The organism is Herbidospora yilanensis (genome assembly GCF_001570565.1).
GTDB lineage: Bacteria > Actinomycetota > Actinomycetes > Streptosporangiales > Streptosporangiaceae > Herbidospora > Herbidospora yilanensis.
Map to the genome: position 1 here is coordinate 51,510 of NZ_BBXE01000035.1, position 16,973 is coordinate 68,482.

Genomic DNA, 16,973 nt, shown 5'->3' on the forward strand with positions numbered 1-16,973 from the left:
CACCCCTAAAAAGGTTATTGACGTGCCGACTTTTGCCTTGCAGCCGTCAAAAGTCCCGCTTAACATCCGGCAATATGGAGGACATAAACCAGAAACCCGCTGAGTCCGCGCAGGTCATCCTGCGTATGACTGGCATCGGCAAGAGTTTTCTGGGGATCCGCGTCCTGCGCGGGATCGACCTGTCGGCGACCGCCGGAGAGGTGCACGCCGTCGTCGGCGAGAACGGCGCCGGCAAATCCACGTTGATGAAGATCCTCGCCGGGGTGCACCAGCCCGACGAGGGCACCGTCGAAATCGGCGGCACGACGCGGGCGTTCGCGCATCCCGTCGAGGCGCAGCGGGCCGGGGTCGCGATCATCTACCAGGAGTTCAACCTGCTGCCCGAGCGCAGCGTGGCCGACAACGTCTTCCTCGGCCGCGAGCCCACCCGGCGCGGGCTGCTCGACCGGGCCGCGATGGACGCGGCGACCTCCCGGCTGCTCGACGAACTCGACGAGCACTCGTTCGGCCCGCGCGACCTGGTCAAGGACCTGTCGGTGGCGCAGCAGCAGGTCGTCGAGATCGTCAAGGCCCTCAGCGTGGACGCCCGGATCGTCGTCATGGACGAGCCCACCGCCGCCCTGGCCGAACACGAGGTCGACCTCCTCTACCGGCTGATCCGGCGTCTCCAGGCACGCGGGATCGCCGTCCTCTACATCTCCCACCGGCTCCGGGAGGTGTTCGACCTGGCCGACCGGGTGACCGTCCTGAAGGACGGCGCGCACGTCGCGACCGTGGCGGCCGGGGACGTCACGGTCGCCGAACTGGTGAAGATGATGGTCGGACGGGAACTGGACGCCTACTTCCCGCCCAGGGCGGCCGAGCCGGCCGCCGGGGAGGTCCGGCTGACGCTCGCCCAGGCCGGCAACGCCAAGCTCGACGGGATCGACCTCGAACTGCGGGCCGGCGAGATCGTCGGGGTCGCCGGCCTCCAGGGATCGGGCCGGTCGTCGCTGGCCAAGGCCATCTTCGGGGCCGAGCCGTTCACCCGCGGCGAGATGACGCCGGTGCGGCCCGCCAGCGTCCGCGAGGGCGTGGCCGCCGGAATCGGCCTGGTCACCGAGGACCGCAAGGCCGAGGGCCTGGCGCTCAACCAGCCGGTCAGGGACAACGCCCTCCTGGTGGCCCGCGCGATCGGGCACCGCTCCCGCGCCGCCGTCTCCGACCTGCTGCGCCGCGTGCAGCTCTCACCACCCCGCGAGGAGACCGAGGTGAAATACCTGTCCGGGGGCAATCAGCAGAAGGTCGTGCTGGCCAAGTGGCTGACCGTCGCCCCCAGGGTCCTGCTGTTCGACGAGCCCACCCGGGGGGTCGACGTGGGCGCCAAGGCGGCGATCCACGACCTCATGCGGGAACTCGCCGACTCCGGAACCGCGATACTCGTGATCTCCTCCGAGTTACCCGAGCTCATCGGCATGAGCGACCGCATCGTCGTCCTGCGGGACGGCCGCGTGGCCGGTCATCTGCCGGCCGGGGCGACCGAGGAGGCCGTCATGGCGCTGGCCGCGGCCGACGAGGCCGCCGCATGACCGGCCGTGTGGTCGCCCTGGTCGCCAACCCCACCCGGGCGGTGTACGCCGCCCTCCTCGCCACCCTCGCCATCGGCTGGGCCCTGGTCGCCTTCGACGGCGGCACCTTCACCCTCAACGACCTCGTCGGCATCCAGCAGCGGTCGGCCGCCCTGGGCATCGTCGCGGTCGGCCAGACGCTGGCCATCCTGGCCGGGTCGCTGGACCTGTCGGTGGCGTACCTGATCAGTCTGGTCTCGCTCGTCGCGGCCGAGACGATGGCCGGGCAGTCGTCCAACATCCTGACCGCCGTCGTCGTCGCGCTCGGGGTGAGCGCGCTGGTCGGGCTGGTCAACGGCGTCGTCATCACCAAGCTGAAGGTGCACGCCTTCATCGCCACCCTCGGGGTGGCCCTCGTGATCAGGGGGGTGCTCGACCACCTCTACGACGGGCCCGCCGGGCGGGTGCCGGTCGACTTCCAGCAGCTCGGGTACTCCCGGATCGGGCCGGTCCCGGTCGCGGCGATCCTGTGGGCGGCGGTCGCGGTCGGCGTCTGGTTCCTGCTGCGGCGCACCCGGTTCGGCAACCGCGTCTACGCCGTCGGCGGCGACGTCGAGGTGGCGCGGCTGTCGGGGGTGCGGACCGACCGGGTGGTGATCGCCGCGCACGTGTTGTGCTCGCTCTGCGCGGGCGTGGCCGGGCTGCTGCTGGCGAGCCGTCTCGGCGCCGGGGCGCCCACGGTCGGCACCGACGGCGGCTACGACCTGGAGTCGATCGCCGCGGTGGTCCTCGGCGGCACCGCGCTGGCCGGCGGCCGGGGCGGGGTGGCCGGGACCGTCGGCGGGGTGCTGCTGCTGGCGGTGCTCGACAGCGTCTTCAACCAGCTTGAGGTGAACTCGTTCTTCAAGGACGTCGTGCGCGGCGTCGTCATCGTCGTCGCGGTCGCCGTCTACGCCCGCCGGACCGGCAGGAGGGCGTCGTGAAACGGGCCATTCCGATCTTCGTCGTGCTGGCCGGGCTGCTGGTGGCCATCGCCGCCGCCAACCCTTTCTTCCTCGAACCGGCCGGGTTCCTGGCGTTCCTCAAGCGGGTCGCGCCGCTGGCCATCCTGGCCGCCGGGCAGTACTTCGTGATCGTCTCCGGGGAGTTCGACCTGTCGGTCGGGTCGCTGGTCACCGTCGAGGTGGTGGTCGCGGCGCGGCTGATCGACGGCGACGAGGCGATGACCTGGCCGGTGCTGGTGCTGCTCGTCGTGATCGGGCTGCTGGTCGGCCTGGTGAACGGGCTGGTCACCACCAAGCTGCGGGTGCCCTCCTTCATCACCACGCTGGGCGCGATGCTCATCCTGTCGGGCGCGGTCTTCCTGTGGACGGGCGGCGCCCCGCGCGGCGCGTTGTCGCAGGGGTTCCGGGTGTTCGGCCGCGAGGGCGTCTGGGCGGTCGCGATCCTGGCCATGGTCGTGGTCGCGGCCGTGCTGCTGATGCGGGCCGACTTCGGGCGCACCCTCGTCGCCACCGGTGACAACGAGAAGGCCGCGCGGCTGAGCGGGGTCCGGGTCGACCGGGTGCGGGTGTTCGCGTTCGTGCTCTCCGGCCTGTCGGCCGCGGTCGCCGGGATCCTGCTCGGCGGGTTCGCCGGGGTGTCGGCGCAGGTCGGCCAGAGTCTTGAGTTCCAGGCGATCACCGCCGTCGTGCTCGGCGGGGTCGTGCTCGGCGGCGGGCGCGGTCACGTCGTCGCCGCCATCGCGGGGGCGTTCACCCTCGAAGCCCTCTTCACCCTGCTCAACCTGCACGGGATCTCCGGCGCGCTGGAGTATGCCGTGCAGGGAGTGATCATCATCGCCGCCGTGGCGGTCGGGGGCCTGCGGCTCCCGGCCCTGCGGTTGACACCTTCGAAAGTGTAAGGAGTGACGTCCATGCGTCGTTTACTGGTGGCGGTCGCCGCCTTGGCACTGGCCGCCGCGGGGTGCGCCAGTGACCTGCCGCCGACCGGGGCGAGCGCCCAGCCGAGCGCCGCGCCCGCCACGTCGGCCCCGGCCTCCGAGGCGGCCTCCGCCGGGACCGGCGCGCAGTCGGACTTCTTCGTCCAGGCCGACTACGACGCCCAGCTCGCGATGCGGACGCAGACGGCCGAGGGGCCGGCCGACAAGCCGTGGGAGCAGGCGATCGCGCCGCAGATGGTCGACACGGCCAAGTACAAGAAGGACGGCCCCTACCACCTGTGCTTCTCCAACGCCGCGGTCAACAACCCGTGGCGGCAGGTCGGCTGGACGACCATGCAGGAGGAGGTCGCGCTCCACAAGGAGATCAAGGAGTTCACCGCTCTCGACGCCGAGGGCAAGGACGACAAGCAGATCTCCGACATCGCCGAGCTCCAGTCCAAGGGCTGCGACGCGCTGATCATCTCCCCCAACACGACCGCGACGCTGACCCCGGCCGTCTCGGGCGCCTGCCCCGAGGTCCCGGTCATCGTCTTCGACCGCGGCGTCGAGACCGATTGCCCGGTCACCTTCATCAAGCCCATCGGCGGGTACGCCTTCGGCGCCGACGGCGCCGAGTTCCTGATCGAGAAGGTGCCGGCCGGCGGCAAGATCCTGGCCCTGCGCATCCTCCCGGGCGTCGACGTGCTGGAGACCCGCTGGTCGGCCGCCAAGGTGGCCTTCGACAAGTCCCAGCTCCAGGTGATCGGCGTGGAGTTCACCGACGGCGACGCCGCCAAGACCAAGAGCATCGTGTCCGACTACATCGCCCGCCACGGCACGATCGACGGCGTCTGGATGGACGCGGGCGCGACCGCCGTGGCCGCCATCGAGGCGTTCGAGGACGCCGGGGTGCCCGTCCCCGCCTTCGTCGGCGAGGACCAGCAGGACTTCCTGCAGAAGTGGAAGGACGGCAACCTGACCGCCGTCGCCCCCACCTACCCGACCTACCAGTGGCGGACCCCGATCATCGCCGCGCTGAAGATCCTCAAGGGCGAGGAGGTGCCGAAGATGTGGAACCTGCCGCAGCCGAAGATCACCCAGGAGACCCTCGGCACCTATCTGCAGCCTGACATGCCGCTGCTGCACTACGCGCTGTGCGGCTGCGAGTCCATGCCCGGCTTCCCCGGGAAGTGGGGCGGGAAGTAGATGTTCCCCATCGGCGTCAACACCTGGGTCTGGGTGTCGCCGCTGACCGACGGCGACCTGGCGGCGCTCGCGCCCCGGGTCGCCGGCTGGGGGTTCGACGTGCTCGAACTCCCCGTCGAGAACCCCGGCGACTGGGATCCCGGGCGGGCCGCCGACGTGCTGGCCGAGCACGGCCTGCGGGCGTCGGTGGCGCTGGTGATGCCGCCGGGCCGCGAGCTGGTGGACGCCTCGGCCGACGTGGTCCGCGAGACCCAGGACTACCTGCGGCACGTCGTCGACGTGGCCGTCAGGGTGGGCGCCCCGGCGATCGGCGGCCCCGCCTACTCCTCGGTCGGCCGCACCTGGTCGTTGTCCGCCGGGGAGCGCCGGGCCGCGTACGCGGAACTGCGCGAGAACCTCGCGCCGGTCGTCGACTACGCCGCCGAACGCGGCGTGCGGGTCGGGGTCGAGGCGCTGAACCGGTACGAGACCAGCCTGGTCAACACCGTCGAGCAGGCTCTTGAGGCCATCCCGGACAACTGCGGGATCATGCTCGACTCGTACCACATGAACATCGAGGAGAAGAGTCCCGCCGAGGCGGTCCGCCTCGCCGGTGAGAGGGTCGCGCACATCCAGGTGTGCGGGACGGACAGGGGGACGCCCGGAGACGACCACTTCGACTGGAAATCCTTCATCGAGGCGGTGACCGACATCGGATATTCAGGACCGCTCGTGATCGAGTCCTTCACCGCCGAGAACCGCACGATAGCCACGGCCGCCTCCATCTGGCGGCCACTCGCCCGGAGCCAGGACGCCCTGGCAACCGACGGGCTCACGTTCCTCCGGGCTCTCTGAACCATCCCGCACCCTCCCAGGGAGCGCCATGCGCAGGTACCTCATCGCCCTCTTGACCCCGCTTCTACTTTTGTTAGCGCTACCAGCCCCGGCCGCGGCGGCGCCCGTCTTCCGGGCGCTGCTGTTCACCGAGACGGCGGGCTACGTCCACGACTCGATCGCCGCGGGCGTCACGATGGTCAACAACATGGCGGCCGCGAACAACTTCGAGGTCGTCCAGAGCAACAACTCCAGTTCGTTCACCGACGCCAACCTGGCCACCTTCGACGTGATCATCATGCTGCAGAACTCCGGCATGGTCTGGGACAACGACTCCCAGCGCCAGGCCCTGCAGCGGTACGTCGAGGGCGGCGGCGGCATCGTCGCCATCCACAACGCCACCGACATGGGGATCGAGTCGACGTTCCCCTACTGGGACAACCTCATCCAGGCCGGCGCCCACATGCCGGCCCACTCCGCGATCGTCCAGGGCACCGCGAAGGTGGCCGACGACGTTCATCCCTCCACGTCCGGGTTGCCTGACCGCTGGACGCGGACCGAGGAGTGGTACAACTTCGACCGCAGCATCCGGGGTGACGCGCACATCCTGGTGACGGCCGACGAGACGACCTACTCCCCCGGCGGCAACGCCATGGGGCACGACCACCCGATCTCGTGGTGCCGTGAGGTCGGCACGGCCAAGGTCTGGGCGACGGCGATGGGGCACACCGCCTCGACGTACAGCGAGCCCTACTTCCAGCAGCACGTGCTGGGCGGCATCCGCTGGGCCGGCGGCGAACTGGCCGGCGGCTGCGGCGGCACCGTCTGGAACCGTTTCCAGAAGGTGACCCTCGACTCGGCCCCGAACCAGCCGATGGAGCTCGACATCGCGCCCGACCGGACGGTGTTCTACATCAGCCGGGCCGGCCAGCTCAAGACGATCAACCCGTCGAACGGGCAGATCGCGACCGCGCACACCCTCAACGTCTACACCGGCGGTGAGGACGGCCTGGTCGGCCTGGCCCTGGACCCGGCGTTCGCGTCGAACCGCTATCTCTATCTCTACTACTCCCCGGCCGGCAGCCAGTCGATCGTGCGGGTGTCGCGGTTCACGTACACCGCGTCGGCCGCGCCCACCGCGCTGAGCGACGAGCGGGTCCTGCTCACCATCCCGGCCGAGCGCATCGACGAGCCGGGCCACACGGGCGGCTACCTGACGTTCGGCCCGAACGGCAACCTGTACATCGGCGTCGGCGACGACGTGAACCCGAACGCCTCGTCCGGCTACGCGCCGATCGACGAGCGCTCGGGCCGCGCCCACTTCGACGCCCAGCGCACCGCGGCCAACACCAACGACCTGCGGGGCAAGATCCTGCGCATCCACCCGGAGGCCAACGGCACGTACACGATCCCGAGTGGGAACATGTTCGCGCCGGGCACCGCGCAGACCCGGCCCGAGATCTACGCCATGGGCTTCCGCAACCCGTTCCGGTTCGCGGTGAACAAGGAGAACGGCTGGATCTCGATGGCCGACTACGGCCCCGACGCGGGTTCGGCCAACTCCAGCCGAGGCCCGGCGGGCACGGTCGAGTACAACCTGATCAAGTCGCCCGGCTTCTACGGCTGGCCCTACTGCACCGGCAACAACACCCCGTACAACGACTTCAACTTCGCGACCAACACGTCGGGCGCCCTGTTCAACTGCTCGTCGCCGACCAACACCTCGCCCAACAACACGGGTCTCCAGACGCTGCCGGCCGCGCGGGCGGCCAACGTCTGGTACACCTACAGCGGCGCGGCCCAGTGGCCCGAGATGGGCAACAGCGGCGGCGCGGCCCCGATGGGCGGCCCGTTCTACCACTTCGACCCGAACAACACCTCCGAGACCAAGTTCCCGCAGTACTTCGACGACACCCCGTTCTTCTACGAGTGGAGCCGGAACTTCCTCGCCGAGATGCGGCTGGACAACTCCGGCAACCTGCTGAAGATCAACCGGTTCCTGTCGTCGATGCAGTTCCGCTCGCCGATGGACATGAAGTTCGGCCCCGACGGGTCGCTCTACATGATCGACTGGGGCACCGGCTTCGGCGGCGCCAACACCGACGACGGCGTCTACCGGATCGACTACATCAACGGCTCCCGGGCGCCGATCGCCAGGGCGTCGGGCACGCCGACCTCCGGTCAGGCCCCGCTGACGGTGCAGTTCTCGTCGTCGGGCTCGGCCGACCCCGACGGTGACGCCATCACCTACGCGTGGGACTTCACCGACAACGGCTCGGTCGACTCGACGTCGGCCAACCCGAGCTTCACCTACACCTCCAACGGCAACTACACCGCGCGCCTGACCGTCAGGGACGCCGGCGGCAAGACCGGCACCGCCACCGTGCCGGTCGTCGTGGGCAACACGGCGCCGACCCTCCAGTTCTCGGCGCCGCCGAACGGAGGCGCGTTCGACTTCGGCGACACGATCTCGTACACGATCACCGGCAGCGACCCCGAGGACGGGTCGATCGACTGTTCACGGGTGCAGGTCATCATCGCCCTCGGTCACGACACGCACAGCCACGACGTCGAGCAGCGCACCGGCTGCTCGGCCACGATCACGACCGGGCAGTCGGGCCACGAGCCGACCCAGAACGTGTTCTACGTGTTGTCGGCGACGTACACCGACAGCGGCGGCCTCACCAAGGGCGCCGAGCTGATCCTCCAGCCCAAGCAGAAGCAGGCCGAGCACTTCACGAACTCCTCCGGGGTCCGGGTCGTGGCGCAGTCGGCGGCGGAGAACGGCAACCGGGTCGGCGACATCTCCAACAACGACTGGATCTCGTTCGCGCCCATGGCGACGCAGGGGGTGACCGGCATCTCCTACCGGGTCTCCTCGATCTCCTCGGGCGGTTCGATCGAACTGCGGGCCGGCTCGGCGACCGGCACCCTGCTCGCGACGACGTCGGTGCCCTCGACGGGAGGCTGGGACACCTACGTCTCGACGCCCGTCAGCAGCGTGACGGGGGTGAACGGCAGCCAGACGTTCTACCTGGTGTTCAAGCACTCGACGGCCAACCAGTTCGACCTCGACTCCTTCACCCTCCAGGGACAGGGGGTCGGCGGCACGACGACGACCACCGGCCCGGTGGCCAACGGGGTCTACCAGATCGTCAACGTCGGTTCCAGCAAGGCGATGGACATCGAGAGCGCGTCCACGGCCGACGGGGCGAGGGTCGTGCAGTGGGCGGCCGGCAGCGGGACCAACCAGCGGTTCCGGTTCGTCGACGCGGGGAACGGGGCGTTCCGGCTCCAGGCGACGCACTCCAGCAAGTGCGTCGACGTGTCGGGCGCGTCGACCGCGGCGGGCGCGCTCCTGGTCCAGTGGACCTGCCACACGAACGCGAACCAGTCGTACCGGTTCACGGCGCAGGGGTCGAACTGGCGGATCCAGGCCGGGCACAGCAACCTGTGCCTGGAGCTGCCCGACTCGGCCGACCTGACCCAGGTGCGGCAGCAGACCTGCTCCACGGCCGGTAGCCAGCAGTGGCGGCTGACCCGGATCAGCTAGCGTGAGCGACCGGCCCCCGGACCACCGGGGGCCGGTTCCCGTTCTCCGGTGACCGGATCAGAACGTTTCAATCCCGCTCAGCCACACGATGGGCAGAGCGGCCGGCCCGTTGCTCCTGGCAGGCTTGCTACGTTTTAATCGACGTCCATGAGTGACGTGGGCATCAAGGATGTCGCCGCGCGGGCCGGAGTGTCGCCGGGCACCGTGTCCAACGTGCTCAACCGGCCCGAGAAGGTGTCGCCGGCGACCCGGGAGAAGGTCGAGGCGGCCGTCCGGGAGCTGGGGTTCGTGCGCCACGGGTCGGCCTCCACGCTGCGGGCCGGGCACAGCAAGACCATCGGCCTGTCGGTGATCGACATCGGCAACCCGTTCTTCACCGACGTCACGGCCGGCGTGGAGGAGGTCGCCAGCGACCTCGGCTACGCCGTCATCCTCAGCAACTCGGCCGGATCCCGGGCCAAGGAGGAGCGTAATCTGCTCGTGCTGGCCGAGCAGCGGGTGCGCGGGGTGCTGATCACCCCGTCCGACGAAGACCCGGCGCGGCTCGACCGGCTGCGCGAACGGGGCATCAGCGTCGTCCTGGTCGACCATCCGGCCCACCGCCCCGACCAGTGCTCGGTCGCGGTCAACGACATCGGCGGGGGCATGACGGCGGTGCGCCACCTCATGGAAAGGGGCGCGAAGTCGATCGTGTACGTCACGGGCCCCCTCACCATCCGCCAGTGCCTCGACCGCAGGGCGGGCGCCGAACGCGCCTACGGCCGCCCGCTGCGGGTCGTCGAGATGGGCACGATGAACCCCCGCGCCGGCCAGCAGGCCGCCGAGAAGCTGCTCTCCGAGGGCGACCTGCCCGACGCGGTCTTCTGCGCGAACGATTTACTGGCCCTCGGCCTGATGCGCGACCTCACCCACGCGGGCGTCCGGGTGCCCGACGACGTCGCCCTGGTCGGCTACGACGACATCGACTTCGCGGCCGCCTCGGCGGTGTCGCTGACCTCGGTCCGCCAGCCCACCCACCAGCTCGGCCGGGTGGCGACCGAACTCCTGCTCGACGAGTGCGACAACCCGGCCACCCACGCCCACCAGCAGATCATGTTCCAGCCCGAACTGGTGGTCCGCGAGTCGACCCGGTGAGCCCTCAGGCCGACTCGCGGGACAGGTAGACCCACGCGGTGACGCCCGACTTGAGGGTGACGAGACGGCGGGCGTACTCGACGCCCTCATAGGCGTCGGCGGCGGCCAGCTCCTCGGCGCCGAGCTGGTAGATCACGCCCAGCACCTCCTCACCGGGCGAGCGCTGGACGATCGGGACCGTGCCGCCGGGCATCTTCACCGTGGTCAGGCGATGGTTCGGCAACGCGTCGGGGCGACCTTCCAGGCGGCGGCCGAACCGGGCGAGCTGGACCCGTTCGAGCTGGAGGCTGCCGTACGAGAAGAGAAAGATCACCCGCCCAGTGTGCCAGCGAGCACAAAGAAAGAGCCGGCCGGGCAGGGCCCGGCCGGCTCTTCGAGAAGATCACTTGCTGTAGCGGCGGCGGAACCGCTCGACGCGCCCGGCGGAGTCGACCACGCGGCTCTTGCCCGTGTAGAACGGGTGGCTGGCGGAACTGACGTCGACGTCGACGACCGGGTAGGTCTGGCCGTCCTCCCACTCCACCGTCTTGTTCGACCGCACCGTCGACCTGGTCAGGATCGCGAAGCCCGCGCTCGGGTCGCGGAAGACCACGGGACGGTACTCGGGGTGGATGCCCTTCTTCATGCGCTATCGCTCCTCTCGGAAGGTCACGTGCTGCCGGACGACGGGGTCGTACTTGCGCAACTCCATCCGGTCTGGGTCGTTGCGGCGGTTCTTCCTGGTCACGTAGGTCACACCGGTGCCCGCGGTGGACCGGAGCCGGACCAGCGGGCGGAGGTCACTTCGCTTCATGGGATCGAAAACCGTTTTCAAAGCGGGGATATTCCCCCGGTTCTACCGTGCCGGACACCGCGCTCCTCGGGAACGGCGACGGCCTGGCGCCGTCGGTGAGCAACGATGTCATCACTTTCTCCGCTGTTGCGGGGGCGACCTACTCGATCACACCTATCTAGATCACCCGGAAGGCCGGTCACCACGCGTGGCCGACCTTTTGTGTCTGCAAAAACGACAAACTAACACGCAAGATTCGGATCACCTTGCAAGAAAATCCCTCCAGACACGACAAAAGCCCCAAACAGCAGGGGCTTGACAGGATTTGAGGGCAATGCAACTCTCGCAAGCATGTTACAAGAATATGAAAATAGATTCGAGTAACTCGAATGCAGAGTGGTCGTAAATCAGCAAGCGTCGACAAAGCCTTCGAGCTGGTGCACGCCGTCTCCGACGCCGGTCGCGACGGGATCACCCTGGGCGCGCTCGCGAGCCGCGCCGGGGTCGCCGTCAGCACCGCCCACCGGTACGTGACGTCCCTGCTCGAACTCGGAGTGCTCGACCGTGACCCGGCCGGGTCCTACCGGCTCGGGGTCACCCTGATCATGCTGGCCGGGCAGTACCTCGACGAGGACGGCCTGCGCGCCGCCGCCCGGCCCTACCTGGCCGAACTGGTGGAGCTGAGCGGGGAGACCGTGCACCTCGGGGTGCTGGTCGGCGAACAGATCGTGTACGTCGACAAGGTCGAGAGCGCGAAGTCGATCCGCCTGGTGTCGCACATCGGGAAGCGGGCGCCGCTCCACTGCACCGCCATGGGCAAGGCCATGCTCGCCCTGCTCGACCCCGCCCGTCGCGACGAGATCCTCTCGGGACCTCTCGACGTGCGCACGCCCAGGACCCTCACCGGGAACGCCCTGCTCGCCGAGCTGGGCGTGGTGCGGGACCAGGGCTTCGCGATCGACGACGAGGAGAACGAGGAAGGGGTGCGCTGCGTCGGCCTGGCGATCATGAACGCCTCCGGCGAGCCGGTCGGCGCGTTCAGCGTGTCGGCCCCGGCCGCGCGGTTCAGCCGCGACGACTGCCACCGCCTCGCCCCCAAGGCCCGCGCGATGGCCGCCGACATCAGCAAACGCATCGGCGGGCGAACCCCCTATCGAAGGAGCAGCAGATGACCATTCTCGTGCGGAATCCGGGGACCGGTGAGCCTCTCGGCGAGGTGCCCGACCTGGACGCCGACGCGGTCCTGGCCGCCATCGCGGACGCGCAGAAGGGGCAGCGCGCGATGGCGGCCATGCCCGGCCACGAACGGGCGGCCCTGTTACGCCGGGTGGCCGACCTGATCGAGGGTGAGATCGAGTCGCTGGCGAACCTGCTGGCGAGCGAGAACGGCAAGCCCCTGACGCAGTGCCGGGGTGAGGTCGAGGCCGCGATCCGGATCTGGCGCGGCTACTCGGCCGAGGCGACCCGCCTGTTCGGGCGGCAGACGCCGATGGACGCCGTGCCCGGCATGGAGCGCCACCTGGCCGTGACGATCCGCGAGCCGCTCGGTGTGGTGGCCGCGCTGGTGCCGTTCAACTACCCGGTCGAGTTGTACTCCCACAAGGCCGCCGCCGCGCTGGCCGCGGGGAACGCGGTGATCGTCCAGCCGCCGGTCAAGTGCCCCCTGGCGCTGCTGCGGGTCGCCGAGCTCGTCGAGGAGGCGGGCGCGCCGGAGTTCGCGCACCAGGTCGTCACCGGCGGCGTCGAGGTCTCGGCGACGCTGGCCGAGGCCCCGGGCGTCGCCGCGATCTCGCTCACCGGCAGCACCGGCGCGGGGCGGGCCGTCGCCAGGCTCGCCTCCGGCACCCTGAAGAAGGTCTTCCTCGAACTCGGCGGCAACGACGCGATGATCGTCTGCGACGACGCCGACGTCGAGGCCGCCGCCACCGCTGTCACCCTCGGGCGGCTGGCGCGCGGCAACGGCCAGATCTGCTGCGCGGTCAAGCGGGTGTACGTCCAGGACGGCGTGCACGACGCCTTCGTCGCGGAGTTGTCGGCCCAGGCGGCCAAGCTGGTCGTGGGCGACCAGATGGACGACGGCACCGACGTCGGGCCGCTGATCACCGAGCAGGCCGCCGAAGAGGTCGAGAAGGCCGTCGGGAGGCTGGTCGGCGAGGGCGCGCGGCTGGTCGTCGGCGGTGGCCGCAGGGGCTCGTTCGTCGACCCGGTCGTGCTCGTCGACGTGCCGGCCGAGAGCCCGACCTTCGCCGAGGAGATCTTCGGGCCGGTCGCGCCGATCGCCCGGTTCTCCGACCCGCGCGAGGCCGCGGCGCTGGTCTCCGACTCCCCGTACGGGCTGCACGCCTCGGTGTTCACCCGCGACGTCTCGCGCGCGTTCACCCTGGCCAAGCTGCTCGACGTCGGCGGCGTGATCGTCAACGGGTCGACCGCGATCCGGGCCGAGAACCTGCCGTTCGGCGGCACCAAGGACACCGGCGGCTACCGCGAGGGCCTGCACGAGACCGTGCTCGACTTCACCCGGCAGAAGACCGTGCTGGTCATGGAGGCGTTCGGATGAGCCTTGAGCTCCGGGACGTCCGCAAGAGCTACGGCGACGTGGAGGTGCTCCACGGCGTCGACCTCGTCGGGCGCGACGGTGAGGTCCTCGCCGTCGTCGGGGCCAATGGCGCGGGCAAGTCGACGCTGATCCGGATCTTCTCCGGCGCGCACGAGATGTCGTCCGGCGAGATGCGCGTCGACGGCGAGCCGGTGCGACTGCGCTCGCCGCACGACGCCCACGAGCGCGGCATCCGCACGGTCTACCAGGAGTTGTCGATCGTGCCCGGCCTGTCGGTCACCGAGAACCTGCTGATGGGCCGGTTCCCGAGGCGGAGGAGCGGCCTCATCGACTGGCCGGCCGCGCACCGCGAGGCCAAGGAACTGCTCGACGCCGCCGGTTTCGGCGCCATCGAGCCGCGCACCGTCGCCGGCCGCCTCACCGTGGCCCGCCAGCAGATGGTGGAGATCGCCAAGGCGCTGGCCGGAGAGGTGCGGGTGCTGGTCCTGGACGAGCCCTCGGCCGTCCTGGCGGGCGGCGACCTGGACGCGCTGTTCGGCCTGATCCGCCGGTTGAAGGCGCGCGGGGTCCTCGTCGTGTACGTCTCCCACCGCCTCGCCGAGGTCATGGAGCTGGCCGACTCGATCGTCGTCATCAAGGACGGCGTGATCATCGAGACGACCGAGCCGTCCCGCACGTCCGAGGACGAGCTGATCCGGCTGATGGCCGGGCGCAGACTCGAACAGATCTATCCCGACCGGCGCGGCGCGCCGGGCGAGACCCGTCTGAAGGTCGACCGCCTTTCGCGGCGGGGCGAGTTCTCGGACGTCTCCTTCGAGCTGCGCGCCGGCGAGATCGTCGGGCTGTTCGGCCTGGTCGGCTCCGGGCGCAGCGAGATGGCCCGGTGCGTCTTCGGGGCCGAACCGCCCACGTCGGGCGGCGGGGCGTTCCGCTCCCCCGCCGACGCGATCTCGCACGGCCTCGCCCTGGTGACCGAGGACCGGAAACGGACCGGCCTGGTGGGCGGGATGACCGTGCTCGACAACATCGCCCTGGCGACCATGCGGGCCACCACCAGGGGGCCGCTGATCGACATGCCGGGGCGCAGGGAAAGGGTCGCCGGGATGATCGACCGGCTCAGCATCCAGCCCGCCCGGTGCGCCACCATGCCGGTGGCCGCGCTCAGCGGCGGCAACCAGCAGAAGGCCGTGCTCGCCAAATGGCTGCTCGCCGAGCCGCGGGTGCTCATCCTCGACGAACCGACCCGGGGCGTCGACATGGCCACCCGCGTCGACATCTACCGGATGATCGACGCGCTGGCCCGCGAGGGCCTGGCCGTGCTGCTCATCTCCTCCGACCTGACCGAGGTGCTCGGCGCCACCGACCGCGTGCTCGTCATGCGCGAGGGCCGGCTCGCCGGCGAGCTGCGATCTGAGGGGACCACCGAGGACGAGGTGCTCGCGCACGCGATCGGAGTGGCCGCGTGAGCGTGAACGCCCTGCCCAAGATCTCCCGCGACCTGCTCGTCACGGCGGCGTTCGGCCTGCTCATCGTGGTGATGGTCGTGGTGGCCGCGGTGACGACCGAGTCGTTCCTCACCCAGGCCAACCTGACGAACCTGCTCAAGCAGATGGTCACCATCGGCCTGCTCGCCTACGGGATGCTGGTCGTCATCCTCACCGGCGGCATCGACCTGTCGGTCGGGTCGGTGGTGGCGTTCTCCGGCATCCTGACCGCCGGGCTGGTGTCGAGCCTGCCGATCCCGGCCGCGATGGCCGTCGGTGTCGTGTCCGGCATCGGGTTCGGCCTGGTCAACGGCGTGCTGGTGGCCCGGTTCGGGCTGGCGCCGTTCGTGGTGACGCTGGCGTCGCTGACCACCGTCCGCGGCCTGGCCTTCGTCTACTCCGAGGTGCCGATCGCGCCGGAGGACCCGGCGTTCTTCACGCTCGGGTCGGCCATGGCCGGGCCGATCCCGGTCTCCACGCTCATCATGTTCGCCGTCTTCCTCGTCGGCGGCGTCTTCCTCACCCGCACCCCGGCGGGGCGGTCGATCGTCGCGATCGGCGGCAACGCCGAGACGGTCCGCCTGGCCGGCATCAACGTGCGCCGGCACGTCGTGCTGGCCTACACCGTCTCCGGCCTGTGCGCCGGTCTGGCCGGGGTGATCCTGGCCAGCCGGGTCGGCATCGCGCAGCCCAGCGTGGGCGTGGCGTTCGAACTCGACGCCATCGCCGCCTGCGTCATCGGCGGCGCCAGCCTCGCCGGCGGCAAGGGCTCCGTCCGCGCCACCTTCGGTGGCGTGCTCGTCCTGGTCCTGATCAACAACCTGCTCAACCTGTACGGCGTGCAGAGCTTCTGGCAGCAGGTCCTCAAGGGGTTGATCATCATCGCCGTCATCCTCGCCCAGCGCACCAACCGGGTGCGCGCGTAACCCCCAGGAGAAACACCGTGATGTCCAAGAGAATCCTGGCCGGCGCCGGCCTGTGCCTTGCGATGCTGACCGCCTGCTCCTCGGGCGGCTCGGCGGAGCCGGCCACCCAGGCCGACAGTGGTTACACCATCGGCGTCGCCAACTTCATGCTGAGCGGCCCCTACTTCAGCGGCATGGACAAGGCGATCGCCGCCCAGGCCCAGAAGAAGGGCAACGTCGAGATCATCAGCACCGACGCCAACGGCGACGCCGCCAAGCTGGCCGGCAACGTCGAAGACCTGCTGACCAAGAACGTCGACGCCGTCATCATCTCCGGCGGCCCGCTGGAGTCGGCCCCCGCCGTGCTGAACAGCATCAAGGCGGCCGGCAAGCCGGTCGTGCTGGTCGACCGCAAGTTCCAGACCGGCGAGTACACGAGCTGGATCGGCCCGGACAACGAGGCCATCGGCCGCCAGAACGGCGAATACCTGTCGACCGCGCTGCCCGACGGCGGCAAGGTCGCCATCATCAAGGGCGGCCCCGCCGACAACAGCATCGGCCTGGCCCGCACCAACGGCGTCAAGTCGGTCCTGTCGGCCGACTCCAAGTTCACGCTGGTCGAGGCGCCCGACTTCGGCAACTGGGGCTCCGACGGCGGCCTGACCGTCATGGAGAGCCTGCTCGCCACCAACAAGGACATCAAGGCGGTGTTCTGCGAGAACGACGCCATGTGCCTGGGCGCCCAGCGCGCCATCGCCGACGCGGGCCTGTCCGACGGCATCATCATCGCCGGCGTCGACGGCCAGGCCGAGGCGCTGAAGGCCATCCTCGACGGCACCAACTACAAGGTGACCGGCCTGAACGACGCCGACATCATCGGTGCCAAGGGCCTGGACCGCGCGGTGGAGATCCTCGGCGGCGCGGCGAACGTCGAGAAGGACACGGTCGTGCCCTCCCCGATGGTCACCAAGGACAACGCCGCCCAGTTCCAGAACCCGGACGGCAGCTTCTGACCTTCCCCTTTCACCCGCCGGGGTGGCGGGCGGCGACGCCACCCCTTCTCACCCAGAGAGGTTGCGCA

At 70.0% G+C, this 16,973-nt stretch carries 15 protein-coding genes; 12 read left to right on the forward strand and 3 right to left on the reverse strand.

The features are described 5' to 3' along the window. The first annotated feature begins 125 nt into the window (after positions 1-125). The 7 genes from AW273_RS27645 to AW273_RS27675 all read left to right on the forward strand — a co-directional run bounded on the left by AW273_RS27645 (position 126) and on the right by AW273_RS27675 (position 10,174). Entirely contained in the window at positions 126-1,568 is a 1,443-nt protein-coding gene (locus AW273_RS27645; RefSeq protein WP_232327627.1) for a sugar ABC transporter ATP-binding protein, read from the forward strand. Beyond that, entirely contained in the window at positions 1,565-2,530 is a 966-nt protein-coding gene (locus AW273_RS27650) for an ABC transporter permease (protein WP_062354173.1), read from the forward strand. Before AW273_RS27645 ends, AW273_RS27650 begins: the two co-directional genes overlap by 4 nt. Then, the gene (locus tag AW273_RS27655) at positions 2,527-3,450 is read left to right on the forward strand and encodes an ABC transporter permease (protein ID WP_062354176.1); all 924 of its coding nucleotides are present in this window, start codon (positions 2,527-2,529) and stop codon (positions 3,448-3,450) included. Before AW273_RS27650 ends, AW273_RS27655 begins: the two co-directional genes overlap by 4 nt. 3 nt (positions 3,451-3,453) lie before the next feature. Further along, a complete protein-coding gene (locus AW273_RS27660; RefSeq protein WP_439648643.1) occupies positions 3,454-4,674 on the forward strand; it encodes a substrate-binding domain-containing protein in 1,221 nt (406 codons plus the stop codon). Then, positions 4,675-5,508, forward strand: a complete 834-nt coding sequence (locus AW273_RS27665) for a sugar phosphate isomerase/epimerase family protein (RefSeq protein ID WP_062354181.1) — start codon at positions 4,675-4,677, stop codon at positions 5,506-5,508. It abuts the gene before it with no gap. A 28-nt stretch (positions 5,509-5,536) separates the two neighbouring features. Further along, positions 5,537-9,040 (forward strand): ThuA domain-containing protein, encoded by a 3,504-nt coding sequence (locus AW273_RS27670; protein WP_062354184.1) that lies wholly within the window; start codon positions 5,537-5,539, stop codon positions 9,038-9,040. A 147-nt stretch (positions 9,041-9,187) separates the two neighbouring features. Beyond that, positions 9,188-10,174: a LacI family DNA-binding transcriptional regulator gene (locus AW273_RS27675; protein WP_062354187.1), complete on the forward strand. Its 987-nt coding sequence runs from the start codon at positions 9,188-9,190 to the stop codon at positions 10,172-10,174. A gap of 4 nt (positions 10,175-10,178) precedes the next feature. Here AW273_RS27675 and AW273_RS27680 read toward each other — a convergent pair whose 3' ends face one another. From AW273_RS27680 to rpmG, 3 genes are all read right to left on the reverse strand, one after another. Beyond that, positions 10,179-10,487 (reverse strand): gamma-glutamylcyclotransferase family protein, encoded by a 309-nt coding sequence (locus AW273_RS27680; protein ID WP_062354190.1) that lies wholly within the window; start codon positions 10,485-10,487, stop codon positions 10,179-10,181. 69 nt (positions 10,488-10,556) lie between these two features. Continuing rightward, positions 10,557-10,799, reverse strand: coding sequence for a type B 50S ribosomal protein L31 (locus AW273_RS27685; protein WP_062354194.1), 243 nt, complete (start codon positions 10,797-10,799; stop codon positions 10,557-10,559). Positions 10,800-10,802: 3 nt separating this feature from the next. Further along, complete coding sequence (gene rpmG, locus AW273_RS27690) at positions 10,803-10,967, reverse strand: 50S ribosomal protein L33 (RefSeq protein WP_062354197.1); 165 nt, start codon at positions 10,965-10,967, stop codon at positions 10,803-10,805. Between the two features lie 368 nt (positions 10,968-11,335). On the opposite strand from rpmG, the gene AW273_RS27695 reads away from it, so the two are divergent. The 5 genes from AW273_RS27695 to AW273_RS27715 are packed head-to-tail and all read left to right on the forward strand — an operon-like array spanning position 11,336 to position 16,905. Further along, positions 11,336-12,118, forward strand: coding sequence for an IclR family transcriptional regulator (locus tag AW273_RS27695; protein WP_063910126.1), 783 nt, complete (start codon positions 11,336-11,338; stop codon positions 12,116-12,118). Continuing rightward, positions 12,115-13,503 carry an aldehyde dehydrogenase family protein gene (locus AW273_RS27700; RefSeq protein ID WP_062354203.1) on the forward strand — a complete coding sequence of 463 codons (1,389 nt, stop codon included), beginning with the start codon at positions 12,115-12,117 and terminating at the stop codon, positions 13,501-13,503. The genes AW273_RS27695 and AW273_RS27700 overlap by 4 nt, the downstream gene beginning before the upstream one ends. Further along, on the forward strand, positions 13,500-14,969 hold the full coding sequence (locus AW273_RS27705) for a sugar ABC transporter ATP-binding protein (protein WP_062354205.1): 1,470 nt from the start codon (positions 13,500-13,502) through the stop codon (positions 14,967-14,969). The genes AW273_RS27700 and AW273_RS27705 overlap by 4 nt, the downstream gene beginning before the upstream one ends. Next, positions 14,966-15,913, forward strand: coding sequence for an ABC transporter permease (locus AW273_RS27710; RefSeq protein ID WP_198168394.1), 948 nt, complete (start codon positions 14,966-14,968; stop codon positions 15,911-15,913). The genes AW273_RS27705 and AW273_RS27710 overlap by 4 nt, the downstream gene beginning before the upstream one ends. 20 nt (positions 15,914-15,933) lie before the next feature. Next, entirely contained in the window at positions 15,934-16,905 is a 972-nt protein-coding gene (locus AW273_RS27715; protein ID WP_198168395.1) for a substrate-binding domain-containing protein, read from the forward strand. Positions 16,906-16,973 lie beyond the last annotated feature (68 nt).

What these genes read in the sequence shown, in the direction of transcription:
- AW273_RS27665 (WP_062354181.1), top strand. Translation starts at nt 4,675, where the DNA reads ATGTTCCCCATCGGCGTCAACACCTGGGTCTGGGTGTCGCCGCTGACC.
- AW273_RS27695 (WP_063910126.1), top strand. Translation starts at nt 11,336, where the DNA reads ATGCAGAGTGGTCGTAAATCAGCAAGCGTCGACAAAGCCTTCGAGCTG.
- AW273_RS27700 (WP_062354203.1), top strand. Translation starts at nt 12,115, where the DNA reads ATGACCATTCTCGTGCGGAATCCGGGGACCGGTGAGCCTCTCGGCGAG.
- AW273_RS27645 (WP_232327627.1), top strand. Translation starts at nt 126, where the DNA reads ATGACTGGCATCGGCAAGAGTTTTCTGGGGATCCGCGTCCTGCGCGGG.
- AW273_RS27715 (WP_198168395.1), top strand. Translation starts at nt 15,934, where the DNA reads ATGTCCAAGAGAATCCTGGCCGGCGCCGGCCTGTGCCTTGCGATGCTG.
- AW273_RS27650 (WP_062354173.1), top strand. Translation starts at nt 1,565, where the DNA reads ATGACCGGCCGTGTGGTCGCCCTGGTCGCCAACCCCACCCGGGCGGTG.
- AW273_RS27705 (WP_062354205.1), top strand. Translation starts at nt 13,500, where the DNA reads ATGAGCCTTGAGCTCCGGGACGTCCGCAAGAGCTACGGCGACGTGGAG.
- AW273_RS27675 (WP_062354187.1), top strand. Translation starts at nt 9,188, where the DNA reads ATGAGTGACGTGGGCATCAAGGATGTCGCCGCGCGGGCCGGAGTGTCG.
- AW273_RS27670 (WP_062354184.1), top strand. Translation starts at nt 5,537, where the DNA reads ATGCGCAGGTACCTCATCGCCCTCTTGACCCCGCTTCTACTTTTGTTA.
- AW273_RS27685 (WP_062354194.1), bottom strand. Translation starts at nt 10,799, where the DNA reads ATGAAGAAGGGCATCCACCCCGAGTACCGTCCCGTGGTCTTCCGCGAC.
- rpmG (WP_062354197.1), bottom strand. Translation starts at nt 10,967, where the DNA reads ATGAAGCGAAGTGACCTCCGCCCGCTGGTCCGGCTCCGGTCCACCGCG.